The 14,922-nt window shown below is 54.3% G+C and carries 10 protein-coding genes; 6 read left to right on the top strand and 4 right to left on the bottom strand.

Annotation, left to right across the window (positions count from 1 at the left end; translation table 11 throughout):
* Nucleotides 1-134: 134 nt before the first annotated feature.
* Complete coding sequence (locus AC6I8A_RS12900; RefSeq protein ID WP_312180281.1) at nucleotides 135-1,097, top strand: aldo/keto reductase; 963 nt, start codon at nucleotides 135-137, stop codon at nucleotides 1,095-1,097.
* A gap of 218 nt (nucleotides 1,098-1,315) precedes the next feature.
* The gene (locus AC6I8A_RS12895; protein WP_497818620.1) at nucleotides 1,316-2,650 is read left to right on the top strand and encodes a carbohydrate porin; all 1,335 of its coding nucleotides are present in this window, start codon (nucleotides 1,316-1,318) and stop codon (nucleotides 2,648-2,650) included.
* 93 nt (nucleotides 2,651-2,743) lie between these two features.
* Here the strand turns inward: AC6I8A_RS12895 and yegD are convergent, their stop codons facing one another.
* From yegD to AC6I8A_RS12880, 3 genes are all read right to left on the bottom strand, one after another.
* On the bottom strand, nucleotides 2,744-4,096 hold the full coding sequence (yegD, locus tag AC6I8A_RS12890; RefSeq protein ID WP_497818619.1) for a molecular chaperone: 1,353 nt from the start codon (nucleotides 4,094-4,096) through the stop codon (nucleotides 2,744-2,746).
* Between the two features lie 77 nt (nucleotides 4,097-4,173).
* Nucleotides 4,174-6,738: a diguanylate cyclase gene (locus AC6I8A_RS12885; protein ID WP_497818618.1), complete on the bottom strand. Its 2,565-nt coding sequence runs from the start codon at nucleotides 6,736-6,738 to the stop codon at nucleotides 4,174-4,176.
* Nucleotides 6,739-6,899: 161 nt separating this feature from the next.
* The gene (locus AC6I8A_RS12880; protein WP_008104884.1) at nucleotides 6,900-7,511 is read right to left on the bottom strand and encodes a phosphatase PAP2 family protein; all 612 of its coding nucleotides are present in this window, start codon (nucleotides 7,509-7,511) and stop codon (nucleotides 6,900-6,902) included.
* Between the two features lie 230 nt (nucleotides 7,512-7,741).
* Here AC6I8A_RS12880 and udk point away from each other — a divergent pair, with 230 nt between their 5' ends.
* From udk to asmA, 3 genes are all read left to right on the top strand, one after another.
* A complete protein-coding gene (udk, locus tag AC6I8A_RS12875) occupies nucleotides 7,742-8,380 on the top strand; it encodes a uridine kinase (RefSeq protein ID WP_008104883.1) in 639 nt (212 codons plus the stop codon).
* A 72-nt stretch (nucleotides 8,381-8,452) separates the two neighbouring features.
* On the top strand, nucleotides 8,453-9,034 hold the full coding sequence (gene dcd, locus AC6I8A_RS12870) for a dCTP deaminase (RefSeq protein ID WP_256696873.1): 582 nt from the start codon (nucleotides 8,453-8,455) through the stop codon (nucleotides 9,032-9,034).
* Between the two features lie 146 nt (nucleotides 9,035-9,180).
* Nucleotides 9,181-10,977, top strand: a complete 1,797-nt coding sequence (asmA, locus tag AC6I8A_RS12865; RefSeq protein WP_497818617.1) for an outer membrane assembly protein AsmA — start codon at nucleotides 9,181-9,183, stop codon at nucleotides 10,975-10,977.
* A gap of 32 nt (nucleotides 10,978-11,009) precedes the next feature.
* Here the strand turns inward: asmA and AC6I8A_RS12860 are convergent, their stop codons facing one another.
* Entirely contained in the window at nucleotides 11,010-12,566 is a 1,557-nt protein-coding gene (locus tag AC6I8A_RS12860; protein ID WP_497818616.1) for a TerC family protein, read from the bottom strand.
* Nucleotides 12,567-13,355: 789 nt separating this feature from the next.
* On the opposite strand from AC6I8A_RS12860, the gene wbaP reads away from it, so the two are divergent.
* Nucleotides 13,356-14,789: an undecaprenyl-phosphate galactose phosphotransferase WbaP gene (gene wbaP / locus AC6I8A_RS12855; RefSeq protein ID WP_176972414.1), complete on the top strand. Its 1,434-nt coding sequence runs from the start codon at nucleotides 13,356-13,358 to the stop codon at nucleotides 14,787-14,789.
* The last annotated feature ends 133 nt before the right edge of the window (nucleotides 14,790-14,922 follow it).

The following is a 14,922-nucleotide window of genomic DNA, read 5'->3' as shown; positions in this document are numbered from 1 at the left end:
GAAATAAGAATATCGCCCTGGCGAAGGTAAGTATTCATATTCTGTAAATATTCTGCCAGCAATAGGCATAAGCGCGACGAATTCCTTTGCTAAGCTCAATAGCAGACCTGTCTCGTTTGAATAAGGAGAACAAAATGAGTCAACAGAAACTCCGCCAGCTTGGCGACAGCGGTATCGACGTTCCCCGTCTCACCTTTGGCGGCAACGTGTTTGGCTGGACGGTGGATGAGAAAACCTCGTTTTCACTGCTTGATGCGCTGGTGGAGAAGGGCTTGTTCTTCATCGATACCGCCGACGTTTATTCGCGCTGGGCGCCGGGTAACGAAGGGGGCGAATCGGAAACCATCATCGGTAAATGGCTGAAGAAAAGCGGCAAGCGCGACAGCATCGTGCTGGCTACTAAAGTCGGCATGGAGCTGTCGCCAGAGAAAACCGGTCTTAAACCGGCTTACATTCGTCAGGCGGTGGAAGATTCACTGCGCCGCCTGCAAACCGACGTTATCGATCTCTATCAGGCGCATCGCGATGATGAAACCACGCCGCTGCTGGACACGCTGAAAGCCTTCGATTCACTGATCAAAGAGGGCAAAGTGCGTGCGATTGGCGCGTCAAACTACAACGCGAAACGTCTGCAGGAAGCGCTGGATGTGAGCAAGCAGCACGGCCTGGCGCGCTATGAAACGCTGCAGCCGGAATACAATCTCTACGATCGTCAGGAGTACGAAAGCGGTCTGGAGCAGGTCGCGGTGAAAAATGGCCTCGGCGTGATCAACTACTATTCACTGGCCAGCGGCTTCCTCAGCGGCAAATACAAAAAGCCGGAAGATGCCAGCAAAAGTAAGCGCGGGCAGGGCATCGTAGATAAATATCTGAATGAACGCGGCAAGCGCATTGTTGAAGCATTAGAAGATGTCGCCGCCTCGCACGATGTGTCGGCGACGCAGGTTGCGCTGGCGTGGCAGATTGCGCGCCCAAGCATCACCGCGCCCATTGTCAGTGCCACTTCACTGGAGCAGCTGGATGAGCTGGTGAAAGCTACTCAGCTGGAACTCAGCAAGCAAGAGATCGAAGAGCTGGCGAGCGCCAGCAAACTGTAATGTTTTCAGGGACGCTGCGGCGTCCCGCCATTTTCCTGCTCTGCCTCACAAAAAATGCCATTTTCGCCAAAAGATTTTCAATCATAGACAGGCGTCACAATTGCGCTAACGCACTATCAACCTCAGGTTAACTGCGCACATATTTGCAAAAACTGACAAATCCTCAGCACTATCCTCTGTTCGATCCATTCCAGTAACTTCATATAAGAATAACCATCATGAACAGAAAAGAAGCAGTGCAGCATTTACCCCGCCTGGCAGCGGGAACCCTGATGTTTGCGATGCTGAGTGCATCTGCGCTGGCCGCTGATGCTTTCAGTTACGACTCTCCATATATGTTTGGTGATTGGGGCGGTTACCGAACGCAGCTGGAAAACGACGGCATTAAATTCGACGTTAACTACACCATGGAAACCGGCTCCAACCTGGCAGGCGGTGCCGATACCAACACCACCATGCGCTACAGCGACCAGTGGGCATTTGGCGCTAACTTCGACTTGGAAAAACTGCTCAACTGGCAGGACGCGCAATTCCAGGTGACGATTACCGATCGTAATGGTCAGAACATCGCCGATCAGGTTGCCGATTCTCGTACTGGCATGTTGTCATCACCTCAGGAAGTGTACGGACGCGGCCAAACCTGGCGCTTGACCCAGTTCTGGTTGAGCCAGGGTCTGTTCGATAACACCGTGAACCTGAAAGCGGGTCGTGTGACCGTGGGTGAAGATTTCGATAACTTTGACAGTAAGTTCCAGAACCTGGCGTTTGGTAGCGGCCAGGCAGGTAACTGGCGTGGCGATCGCTGGTTCAACTGGCCGGTTTCCCAATGGGGCGGCCGCCTGAAAGTGAATATCACGCCAGAGGTATTTTTCCAGGTCGGTTTCTATAACCAGAACAGTGCAAACTACGATCGTGGTGACGGCTTCCGCCTGGATACCAGCAACTCTGAAGGCAATATGGTGCCGGTAGAGTTGGGCTGGAAACCGACCTTGGGCGCAGACAAGCTGCCGGGTAATTACCGCATCGGTTATTACTACTCATCGGCTAACGGCGACAACTACGGCAGCTGGCGCGATGGCGCCTATCAAAGCCAGGATCATGCTTACGGCGGCTACGTGCTGTTGCAACAGCAGTTGACGGCACAAGGCGGCGATGCCAGCCGTGGCTTGGGCGTTACCGTACAGGCGGTGATGAACGACCACAAAACCTCGAAAACCGATAACTATCAGTCGGTGAGCTTCACCTGGAAAGGGCCGTTTGATGCGCGTCCGCAGGATGAGATTGGTGTCGGTGCGGCGCGTATTCACGTTAACAGCGCTTACACGCGTTCTCTGCGTGAGCAGAATAATGCTAACGGCGAGACGGACTTCAACAGCCCAACCTATCTGCCAATTCAGGATGGCTCAGAGTACAACTATGAAATCTACTACAACGCTCAGCTGACCAAATGGCTGCAGCTGCGTCCGAACCTGCAATATGTGGTTGCGCCGGGTGCGGTGAGTGAAGTGAAAGATGCGTTTGTTGGCGGGATCAGTGCGAACGTGAATTTCTAATCTGGCAGAATTTTTGGCTTTTCCCTCTCCTTTTGGGAGAGGGCAGGGTGAGGGGAAAATCGCACTGTGCGTTCTGTCCCTCACCCTTATCGACTATCTGAACATCACTTCGGCCCAGCGCGCCAGGCCGGCGGTCACCGAGGCGAAGTCATCGCCGCTGGCAATTGGCGTTTCGGGCAGCGCTTGTTGCAGTGCGGCGCGCAGCACCGGAGAACGTGCGCTACCGCCGGTGAGATAAATCACTTCTGGCTTAGTTTCGCAGGTGGCGAGCGCCAGATGCACTTGCTCCAGAATCCGTTCCAGCGGTTGGTTAATCGCTTCTTCCAACTGTGCTGCGCTGATCTGCGCCTGCAATTGGGCGGCGATAAACGCCAGCGAGGCGTCGGTTTCTTTTACCTCAGACAGCGCAATCTTGCTCTCTTCCGCCGCACGCACCAGACGATAACTCAACTTTTGCTGCCACACTTTCAGCAGGTGCGATACTTTGTCACCGTGTTCGGCATCGCGAATCAAATCGCGCAGTAGTTTGCCGCTGGCTGCGGAATAGAAGTCGCTTTGCGCCGGAACATCGTTGATCGCCACCGCATTCCACCACGGCAGCGCGGGCAGCGCGGTGCCTTTCTGCGTATTGCCACCGAGGCCCAGCAGCGGCATCAGGGTTTTGAACGCCAGCATAATGTCGAGATCGTTTCCGCCCACGCGGCATCCGCTGTGTCCGAGCAAGCTTTCACGGCGATCGGTTTTGTGACGCCATTCTGGGCCCATCAGCAGCATCGAGCAGTCGGTGGTGCCGCCGCCGATATCCACGACCAGCACGCGCGTCTCTTTCTGCAGCGTGGCTTCAAAATCCAGGCCCGCCGCCACCGGCTCAAACTGGAACTCGACATCACGGAAACCGGCGCGCTGTGCCGCACGCAGCAAAATACCTTGCGCCTGCTGGTTAGCCTCTTCGCCGCCTAAACCCTGGAAGTTAATCGGGCGACCAATCACCGCTTGCTCAATCGGGCGATCGAGCTGGGTTTCACCTTGCTGACGAATGTGCAGCATCATGGCGCACACCAGATCTTCAAAGAAAGCGATCTGCTGCGGTTTCAGGCCGTTCGCGCCGAGGAAGGATTTCGGTGATTTCACGAACCACACGTCTTCGGGATCGACCATGTATTGCTGCAGCGCAGTCAACCCGAACTGCACGCTGCCTGGCGAGACGTCGATATCTTCTTCGCGGTTATAGCGCAGCGCACGCTGCAATAAGGCGGTGCCTTCGCTGTCGGGCGTGGGAATCTGATGATGGCGATGCAGCCATTCGCTGATCGCTTCACGCGTTGGTGCACAAATCATGGAGGGAAGCAGGCGCTGACCATTCTCCAGTGTCAGCAGGCGCGGCGTGCCATTATCGCTGATAGCAATTGAGCAGTTTGCTGTGCCGTAATCGAATCCGATAAACATATTTATCCCCCATGCCGGAAAAAAGGGGGCGACTTTAGCGCAGCCAGCGCGGGCTGGCAATGGGCAGAAGTGGCAGATTACATCTGCACTTCCTGATAAACGTGATACTGACCACGGCCCGCGTGTTTCGCGCTGTAACAGGCGACATCAGCCTGGGACATCACCACATTACTGATACAGTTGCGTTGATCAATTTGCGTGATGCCGGCACTCGCGCCCACGCGATAAGGCTGATCCTGCCAGATAAAACGGTATTCGCTCACGGCGCTGACGATGCGCTGCACCACGTCGCGCACCTGATCCACTTCGCAATTCGGCAGCAACACGCCAAACTCATCGCCGCCCAAACGCGCCAGCATATCGCTGCTGCGCAGATGATGCGGCATCAGCTCTGCCAGTTCGCGCAGCAGCGCATCACCGGCGGCGTGGCCAGCGGTATCGTTCACCGCTTTGAATTTATCCAGATCGATAAACACCAATACGTGATGGCTGTCATTGGCCGCCGCATCGTTCACCAACTGTTTTAAGCGCTGTTCGAAGCTGTGACGATTGGGCAGGCGTGTCAGCATGTCATGTGAGGCACTGTAGCTCAGGCGCTTCATCACCTTGCGCGATTCACTGACATCCTGAATAACCATTACCGCGCCGATGCTGGCGCCGGTCAGGGTTTTCAGCGGCGTGATGCTGTAATGAATCTCGACGCGCGTGCCGTCTGGCGTGTGCAGCACCAGCTCTTCATCGAGATCGGGGGAAATTTTTTCGCCCGGCAGCTGGCACAGCAACAGGTTGTCTACACGCGGCCCGCTTGTGCCGCGCGTAATGTTGAGGAGCTCGGTAATCGGCACGCCTGCCGCTTTTTCCTGCGGCCAGCCGCTCAGCGTTTCGGCCACCGGATTCATAAAGGTAACGCGCATTTCATCATCGGTACTGATCACCGCTTCGCCGATGGAGTCGAGGGTGATCGCCATGCGCTCTTTTTCCTGGAACAGCGCTTCATTCAGCGCGCGCAGCGGCGTGATGTCCTGACAAATGCCAAGCATACGTTCAATCTGTCCATCCTGACTGAGGATGCGGTTGGCCTCAGAACGCACATAGCGCGGGCCTTCCGGCAAATTGATGCGGTATTCCAGCTGGAAAGCGCTGCGGCGTTCGATGGCTTGCTGCACCACCAGCGCGGCGGTTTCCCGCTCGGCGGGATCAAGCAAATGCACCCACAGATCGTAGGTGGGCGTTTGATGCGGACCTAAGCCAAACAGCTCGTACATGCGCTTGTCCCACAGCATTTCACCGGTCAGCAGATTCCACTCCCACACGCCGATGCCGCCAGCTTCGTTGGCCAGCGTGATGCGTTCCATCAGGCGGCGATTGACCTGCTCGCTCTGCTTCAGCTCGGAGATATCGATAATCTGCGCGATGAAGTAGTGCGGCTGTTGGGCGGCATCGCGCACCATCGACACCGTCAGGCGCGCCCAAACGATCTCGCCATCCTTGCGGAAATAGCGCTTCTCCAGGGTGTAGGTCATGATTTCACCCGCCACCAATCGTTCGAGTTGGTGCAAATCGCTGTTGAGATCGTCGGGATGGGTAATTTGCTGGAAAGTGAGCTTTTTCAGTTCATCGGCCGGGAAGCCCAGCGTCTGGCACAGCGACTGATTGACCTGCTGCCAGCCACCATTCGGCGCAACCAGCGCCATACCGATCGCAGAATATTCCATGGCGTTACGGAAGCGGGTTTCGCTCTCGCTGATGTGATGTTTTTCGCGCTGGAAGGCATCCATTACTAGCGCCATCACGTGGCTTGGTAGCAGCACTAACAGGAACGGCAGCCAGGTGCTGACCTGGCCGAGCAGCATGCCGTTTTGCGCCAGGTTGACCAAATTAAAGGCGAGCAGAATCGAGATAAAACTGGCGTTCAGGAAGAACAGCAGAAAGGCTTCAAATTTTGGCAGCCGCACCGCACACCAGAACAGGATCACCACAATAAAGGTGAAGGGCCACGGCAGAAAACGCAGCGATAAATAGCTGGCGAGCAGCGTGCCAAGCAGCGTCAGGCAGGTTTCCAGCTGACGACCTGGCGTTAAAATCTGGCGCAGCGGTTTGTTCGGCCACAGCAATAACACCGGACCAAATGCCAGCACGCCGATCACTTCAGAAATCACCCAGGTTGAGAAGAAGGGCAGTGACGCGCTGCTACCGACATGCAGCATCCACAACGCCACCACGCCGCCGAGCAGCGGCGCAATCAGACCGGCGCACAAGGCAAAGCGTACCCAGTCGAGTAACGAATTAAGCGGGGCGCGGCGATCGAGCAGGGCGCGCAGCATCAAGCCGCCCAGAACCGCCTGCACCATATTTAAGATGGCAAATTTAATGTTGCTGAGCGCGGGACCAATAATGATCAGATTGGCCAGCGCGGTACCCATCACGCAAGCAAGCAGCAGCAATGGAACGTGTTTTGAGTGGGCACGAAACACGATCACCGTCATCAGCGCGGTGGAGTACCAAAGCGGTGAAATACGTCCGCTGACAACGATCAGTTCCAGACAAAATAGCGTCAGTAGAAAAGTGAGCCCGCCAATGAGCAAGGCATTGAGCCAAATTCGTTGTGGTCTTTCTCGTGAAGTCAATATTTCGAGGGTCATGCAAGAATCCAGCTGCGCGCACCTGATTCACGATGGAAAATGCGCCAATCAATCACTATTTCGCATGCTAGCACATCTGTTTGAGATTTCGGCCGGGAATTGCATTTAAGTCGTTATTCACTGAATTGATTGGCCCTTTGCACGCAAAGGGCCAACCGCTGTTAGCGAAAAAGATCGGCGCGGGTATAAGGCTTTTCTAAGCCGGCAAGATTGGCAGAGAAGCGCTCGAGGAATTGTTGTGTGGTGGCGACGCGACCGTGGCCCAGTAGCAGCAGCGGCACCAGTAGCGCGACGCCGATCTGCGGCAGACTAAAGCCCTTCAGCGAAGTCCGGCGCTGCGTCAGCAGAAATGCGGTGCTGAGCGTGAAACCGAGCATCAGGCCCGCAAGTACTTCGCTTTTTGAGTGCGCGTGGATTACCAAACGTGAAAGGCCGACCATCAACGGAATCAGATAGCCGATACCGATGGTAAACAGACGCCAACGCGGCGACCAGCGACCGGAGATCAACCACATCATCACCGGCCAGAGCGTGGCGGACATCGCGCTGTGTCCGCTGAAGCCGGTGAAGTTAAATCTGGCGCTACCAATGCCAAAGCCGAGAAACAGTATTTTCGAGACGCTCACCACCAGGCCAGCCAGACCAAACGCCAGCACCCAATACCACACGGTTTGGCGGTTGTCGCTTTTCCATGGCAAGACCAGCGCGATGATCACCGCAGTCGGGATCAGCAACATGCTGTCGCCAAAATAGGTCAGGGTTTTCCAGCTCATACTTTTCCTTGTGGCTACATTCGGAGTGCCAACGCCTGCTACAGTGTTGGCAGATGAACAGTGTATCGATTAAGCGTCTGGCTGCAAAAGGGGATATTCTGAAAAGCCGTTGGCCCATTTCTCTGGCATCAAACCGGTGAAATACCTATAATTGCCGCCAACAAACCCTCTCATTCGGCCCGTTGCAGCTTCGGCTTAGGCAGGCTCCAGTTATCAGGTCTTAAAAAAGTATGACTGACAAGTCTCATCAGTGCGTGATCGTTGGCATCGCAGGTGCATCCGCATCCGGAAAAAGTCTTATCGCCAGCACGCTCTATCGTGAAATCCGTGACCAGGTCGGTGACGAGCATATCGGTGTGATCCCCGAAGATGCCTACTATAAAGATCAGAGCCACCTCACCATGGAAGAGAGGGTGAAAACCAACTATGACCATCCGAGTGCGATGGATCATGATCTGTTGTTGCAGCATCTGCGCGCGCTGAAAGCCGGTCAGGAAATTGAGTTGCCGGTTTACAGCTACGTTGAGCACACCCGCACCAGCGATTGCATTCATCTCAAATCGAAGAAAGTCATCATCCTTGAAGGCATCTTGCTGTTAACCGATGCGCGCCTGCGCCAGGAGATGAATTTCTCCATCTTCGTCGATACGCCGCTGGACATCTGTTTAATGCGTCGTATGAAGCGCGATGTGAATGAGCGCGGCCGCTCAATGGATTCGGTGATGAGCCAGTATCAGAAGACCGTGCGTCCAATGTTCCTGCAATTTATTGAACCTTCCAAGCAGTACGCTGACATCATTGTGCCGCGCGGCGGAAAGAACCGTATCGCGATTGATATCCTCAAGGCCAAGATTAATCAGTATCTTTAACGACATCGCGTCCGCCTCGGCGTGACGCGCTGTCGTAGCCATTCGCTACACTTAATTCACGGAGTACCTGCGATGAGATTATGCGATCGCGATATTGAAGCCTGGCTGGACAGCGGAAAGTTGGCGATTGAGCCGCGCCCGCCGGTGGAACGCATTAATGGCGCCACGGTGGATGTGCGCCTCGGCAACCAGTTCCGCACTTTTAGCGGCCACACGGCGGCATTTATTGATTTGAGTGGTCCTAAGCACGAAGTCAGTGCCGCGCTGGACCGCGTCATGAGCGATGAGATTGTGCTGCCAGAAGGCGAAGCCTTTTTCCTGCATCCTGGCGAACTGGCACTGGCGGTAACGCTGGAATCGGTCACCATTCCCGACGATCTGGTCGGCTGGCTGGATGGACGCTCTTCGCTGGCGCGCCTGGGTTTGATGGTGCATGTCACGGCGCACCGTATCGATCCGGGCTGGCAAGGCCGCATCGTGCTGGAGTTCTATAACTCAGGTAAACTGCCGCTGGCACTGCGTCCCGGCATGTTAATTGGTGCATTAAGCTTTGAGCCGCTGTCGGGCCCCGCTGCGCGACCGTATAACCGTCGCGAAGATGCCAAATATCGTGGTCAGCAGGGCGCGGATGCCAGCCGTATAGATAAAGACTGACTAAAACTAATGCTTGCCAAAATAATTCGAGTTGCAGCAAGGCGGCAAGCGAGTAAATCCCCGGGAGCTTACATCAGTAAGTGACCGGGGTGAGCGAGCGCAGCCAACGCTGCGGCAACTTGAAGTATGATGGCAATGAGGAATTGATGAGAAGAGTGATAACAACGCTGGCCATCCTGTTAGTGGTGGTCGTAGCGGGCATGACAGCATTGGTGTTGCTGGTCAATCCCAACGACTTTCGTACCTATATGGTACAGCAGGTAGAGCAGCGCAGTGGTTATCAGCTTCAGGTAGGCGGCGATCTGCGCTGGCACGTCTGGCCGCAGCTCAGCATTCTCGCCGGGCGCATGAGTCTGACTGCGCCTGGCGCCACGCAGCCGATGGTCACCGCCGATAATATGCGGCTGGATGTCAATCTCTGGCCGCTGTTGTCGCATCAGCTGAGCGTCAGTCAGGTGATGCTGAAAAACGCCATCATCCGCGTGACGCCAGACAGCGCCGCGCAAAAGCCAACCGGCGCGCCAGTTGGACCGGGCGATGCCGAGCCGGTGAGCAGCAGCAATAACGGCTGGTCATTCAACATTGGCAAACTGCGTCTTGCCGACAGCCTGCTGATTTGGCAGCAGCCCGGCGGCGACGAATATAATTTCCGCGACCTCAATCTCAACCTCGATCAGGATGCCAGCAAGCAGGCCAGCATCAATCTGGCTACCCGAATTTCGCGTAATCAGCGTAACGTCAGCGTCAATCTCAAAGGGCAGATGAATGTGGCGCAGTATCCACATCGTTTAGTCGGACAGCTGGATGAGTTGAATTACGCCATCGACGGCGCCAATCTGCCGACGCAGGGGATTAAAGGTACCTTGAGTGGTCAGGGCGAATGGAACGGCGACAATCAGCGTTTCTCCTTACAGAAGATGCAGCTTACCGCTAATGACAGCGCACTGGATGGCAGCGCCGAGGGACGTCTGGCGTTGCCGCAGCAGCTTAATCTGGCGCTGCATGCCACCAGTTTAAACATCGACGCGTTGATGGCGAATGCACCGGTGACGGATAGCAGCGCGCCGCAGCGTGCCAACGTGGTGAGCACGCCAGTGATTGCGGAGCCGCGGATGCGTGACAACAGCGATTCGCCGCTGAATCAGCTGGATTTGACCCTCAACCTCACCGCCGATAGCAGCGTGTGGCGCGGCCTGACGCTGACCAATTTGCAGCTCGACGGCAGTAATCAGCAGGGTCTGATGACGTTGAGTAAGCTGCAAGGCAAATTCGGTGAAGGGCATTTCTCGGTGCCCGGCTCGGTAGATATCCGCAAACCGGTGACGCAAGTGGCGTTTCAGCCTGAGCTGAATAACATCGCCATAGCGCCATTGCTGAAGGCTTTAGAACTGCCAGAGACGCTGCAAGGTACCGTTTCGCTGAAAGGTGATATCAGCGGAGCGGGATTAAGTATTGAAGAGGCAAAACGCAACTGGCAGGGCAGTGCGGATCTGGAAGCGACTAATTTGCAGCTTTCGCAGCTGAATCTGCAACAGATGGTGCGACGTGCGGTGGCGCGCGTAAGTAATCGTGTCACCAACGATCAGCCCGACGATCAGGGTATTCAGCAGTTGAGTGGACGCGCCACGCTCAAACAGGGCATCTTCAGCTTACCGGATCTGCAGGGTGGCAACAGTCGTCTGGCGGTGCAGACCAAAGGCAATGTGGATATGGTCAAACAGCAGCTCGACGTCACCATTGATATGATGCTGCGCGGCTGGCAGGGCGACGACAAATTAGCTGCTTTACTGAACCAGCAAACTATTCCGCTGCGCATGTACGGCGGCTGGAATAATTTGCAGTACTCCTTGCCGGTGGATGACGTGGTACGTCAACAGCTGCAAAGTGAAGCGAAGTCGCGCTTGAATCAGTGGCTGGACCGCCAGCAACCGGCGAAACCTTAACGTAAGGTCGCCATTTATGGCGACCCGGTTAATTACGGCGCGATCGGCATTATCTCCACCTTCTGCACGCGATGGTTTTCAACCTGCAACGTGCGCAACAGATAATCGCCGATCTGCAACTCTTCGCCTTCCTGCGGCACATGTTGCAGGCTATCCATCAGCAATCCCGCCAGCGTGTGGTAATTGCGTTTTTCATCGAGTGGCAACTGCACGTAGACGGCTAAATCCTCCAATGGCATATGACCGTTTGCCACCCAGCCGCCGTCGGGCAGCGCCTGAATATCATAGCGTGCATCAACTTTCTCCCCTTCAATCGGCAGATTGCCGGCGATGGTTTCCATTAGGTCGCTCAGCGTAACCACGCCCTCCACCGAACCAAACTCATCCACCACAAAGGCGAAGTGGGTGCGCGCGTTGCGGAACTGCTCCAGCGCCTGCAATAAGGTGACACGCTCGGGGAAGATCAGCGGCTGGCGAATCAGCGAGCGTAAATCCAGTGATTTGCTGTGCAACGATTGATGCAGTAAATCAATCACGTGCACCACGCCGAGCGGGTCGCGGCCCTGTTCGGTCACCAGAATACGCGTGTGCTGATTACGATCGAGCTTCGCCATAATCTCCGCCGGAGCTTCGCTGAGGTCGATATGCTCAACGTCGTGGCGCGAGGTCATGATGCTATTAATCTGACGCTGTCCAAGCCCCAACACGCGCGCAATCATGCGGCGTTCCTGGCGATTGAAGAGTGCACCTTCCTCGCCGTCGGCCACCAGTGACGCGGTATCGGCGTCAAGTTCCGCACGTTGCGCTTCGCCGCGCAGAATACGTAACACTGCTTCCGAGGTGCGCTGGCGCAGCGGACGGCCGGCGGAGAGGAAGCGGCGGCGATTAAACATCGCCAACTGGTTGAGTATCTCGATGACAATGGAGAAACCAATCGCCGCGTAAAGATAACCTTTCGGGATAATAAAGCCTAACCCTTCGGCCACCAGACTGAAGCCGATCATCAGCAGGAAACTCAAGCAAAGAATCACAATGGTCGGATGGCCGTTGACGAAACGCGTCAGCGGCTTACTCGCCAGCAGCATCAGCAATATTGCCACTGTGACCGCCGCCATCATTACCGGCAGCTCATTGACCATGCCAACGGCGGTAATGACCGAGTCCAGCGAGAAGATGGCGTCCAGCACCACTATTTGCGCCACCACTGGCCAGAATTTAGCACCGTTCTTATTTTGACCAGTTTCCTCGTCAGCCCCTTCCAGACGGCTGTTTAACTCGGTGGTGGCCTTATAAAGAAGAAAGAAACCGCCGCACAGCAGCAGCAGATCGCGGGCGCTGAACCCATGATCCAGCAGAGTAAACAGCGGTTTTGTCAGCGTAACCAGCCAGGAAAGTGAGGCGAGCAGCGCTAAACGCGACACCAGCGCGAGTAGCAGGCCGATCACGCGCGCGCGGTCGCGTTCTTTCGACGGCAACTTTTCTACCAGGATGGCAATGAAAACCAGGTTATCAATGCCCAACACCAGCTCGAGAACGATTAGCGTTACTAATCCGGCCCAGAGCGACGGATCAATGATCCACTCCAACATGTGTTAATCACCTTAATGTCTTCGAATTGAGCTAAATCTGATGATAGTGAATTGGCGTAAAGCGTACAAATAGCCGTTGACCCGGTCAATCCGGGCTATGTCCAGGCAAGAAGAATAACCCTGATTGCCGATTTGCACAGATAAGATGAAAGTATGGATAAAAATTGCACCTGAATAACGGCGGCTATTATTTTTTTTCAGCAGACAAGTGCGTACATTTTTAATGCAGTGTATTGCGTCGTTGAGTATCGAATTAATCTGAATTTTGCAGAGGAAAGGCCTGAAAGGGGTGGCATCAATACTTATGGCTGGTAGTCTTTTTCCTAAAGTAGTGCAGGGAACACGGGGCCTACTTGTAAACAAGCCAGTAATAACTAGTATAGCAACGTGTTAGTAAATGTCTGCGCCAATGTTGTTAATAGCGTGCTCCATAGCCTCTTAATGTTGCGAATTGTGATCGCACGCGGACCACGGCCAGTAATTAGCGCAAAAATGCCGCATACAACAAGTTGTAATTAGGATGATGAAAGCGGTATTGGCAGCGACAGCCAAGGGCGGTAGCGTGCCTGAAGCGCCTTTCTCTTGGTTTAACGGTCTGCCACTGTGGTAAGGGAAGTCGGACTAATCTGTTGGTATTAATCACAATTCTCTTGCTTACTATTGTGAGAATTGATTTGGCCTCAGAGAATTTACCGCAGATTGCCTCAACAAATGCAGTGAAAGTTTCGCTCGTTTATTAAACAGCGTTGAGGCATTAGGGATTAAAGAAATAATATAAAAGAGTTAAATATGCGCGATAACGAAATTACTTATAAAAGTCTTCTGACCAAAATTTTACTGGCGTGCTCGGATTTAATTTGTTTCAACGCAGCATTATTTATTGCGATGGCGATGATTAATTCGTTCACCCATTCTCCACTGGCAGATATATCTGAAAAATACCTGCATTTGAAAATCGCTACGCACATTGCGTTATCGGTTATTTGCGTAGGCTGGTTCTGGGTTCGTCTGCGACATTATACTTACCGCAAACCATTCTGGTTCGAGCTCAAAGAGATCTTTCGTACCATTCTTATTTTCTCTGTAATTGATTTGTCAATTTCGGCACTTTCACAATGGCAAATGTCGCGCTTTGTCTGGGTAGCGACCTGGGTTCTGGCGTTGATTCTGATTCCACTAGCGCGCGCCATCTCTAAACGTGTGCTGAATCATTACGGCATGTGGAAGAAGCAAACCATCATCATCGGCAGCAGCCGCAACGCGCAGGAAGCCTGGCAGGCGCTGCAGAGTGAAGAGGTGATGGGCTTTGATGTAATCGCCTTCTTCGATGTTGATAAGAGCAGCCCGCAGGCCAGCATCTCTGGCGTACCTGTGCTACACAACGAACAAGAGCTGTGGCAACTGACCAACAGCGAAACCCAATTCATCGTGGCGGTGGAGTTCGAACAGAGCCAGCACCGCGATCACTGGCTGAAAACGCTGGCAATGCACAATTGCCGTTCTGTTTCAGTGATCCCAACGCTGCGTGGTGTACCGCTGTACGGCACCGATATGGCTTACATCTTCAGCCATGAAGTGATGATTCTGCGTGTAAATAACAACCTGGCGAAGCGCACTTCACGTTTCCTGAAGCGTGCATTCGATATCGTCGGCGCGCTGAGCATTATTTTGGCGCTGTCACCGGCGTTGCTGGTGCTCGGATTTATGGTTGGCCGCGATGGCGGACCTCCGATTTACGGTCATGAACGTGTGGGGCTGGGCGGACGTAAGTTCAAATGCCTGAAATTCCGCTCCATGGTGATCAACTCGAAAGAGGTGCTGGAAGAGGTACTGCGTACCGATCCTGTTGCCCGCGCCGAGTGGGATAAAGATTTCAAACTGAAGAACGATCCGCGCATTACCAAAGTCGGTCATTTCATCCGTAAAACCAGTCTGGATGAGCTGCCGCAGCTGTGGAACGTAGTACGTGGCGATATGAGCCTGGTGGGGCCGCGCCCGGTTATTGAAGATGAACTCTGCCGTTATGCCGGTGATGTCGATTATTACCTGATGGCGAAACCAGGCATGACGGGATTGTGGCAGGTTAGCGGTCGTAACGACGTTGACTATGAAACCCGTGTCTATTTTGACTCGTGGTATGTCAAGAACTGGTCGCTGTGGAATGACATTGCGATTCTGTTTAAGACGGTTGGCGTAGTGCTGAAACGCGATGGCGCCTATTGATAGACAGCGAAGCCGGGGAGGGCGTTATTTCCCCGGTTGAAAACTGCGGGTGCTGAGTGTGTCGTTATTTGACAGCTGCACTGATTGAGTCTGTATAAACCATTTTAATTGATGTCGTCTTTAGACTCGGTGA

The sequence above is a fragment of the Pantoea sp. X-Soil-ISGK-275 genome (assembly GCF_059730795.1).
This window is presented reverse-complemented; position numbering and strand designations above follow the sequence as displayed.

Coding starts and splice junctions, on each gene's coding strand:
- AC6I8A_RS12900 (WP_312180281.1), top strand. CDS start 135: ATGAGTCAACAGAAACTCCGCCAGCTTGGCGACAGCGGTATCGACGTT.
- AC6I8A_RS12895 (WP_497818620.1), top strand. CDS start 1,316: ATGAACAGAAAAGAAGCAGTGCAGCATTTACCCCGCCTGGCAGCGGGA.
- yegD (WP_497818619.1), bottom strand. CDS start 4,096: ATGTTTATCGGATTCGATTACGGCACAGCAAACTGCTCAATTGCTATC.
- AC6I8A_RS12885 (WP_497818618.1), bottom strand. CDS start 6,738: ATGACCCTCGAAATATTGACTTCACGAGAAAGACCACAACGAATTTGG.
- AC6I8A_RS12880 (WP_008104884.1), bottom strand. CDS start 7,511: ATGAGCTGGAAAACCCTGACCTATTTTGGCGACAGCATGTTGCTGATC.
- udk (WP_008104883.1), top strand. CDS start 7,742: ATGACTGACAAGTCTCATCAGTGCGTGATCGTTGGCATCGCAGGTGCA.
- dcd (WP_256696873.1), top strand. CDS start 8,453: ATGAGATTATGCGATCGCGATATTGAAGCCTGGCTGGACAGCGGAAAG.
- asmA (WP_497818617.1), top strand. CDS start 9,181: ATGAGAAGAGTGATAACAACGCTGGCCATCCTGTTAGTGGTGGTCGTA.
- AC6I8A_RS12860 (WP_497818616.1), bottom strand. CDS start 12,566: ATGTTGGAGTGGATCATTGATCCGTCGCTCTGGGCCGGATTAGTAACG.
- wbaP (WP_176972414.1), top strand. CDS start 13,356: ATGCGCGATAACGAAATTACTTATAAAAGTCTTCTGACCAAAATTTTA.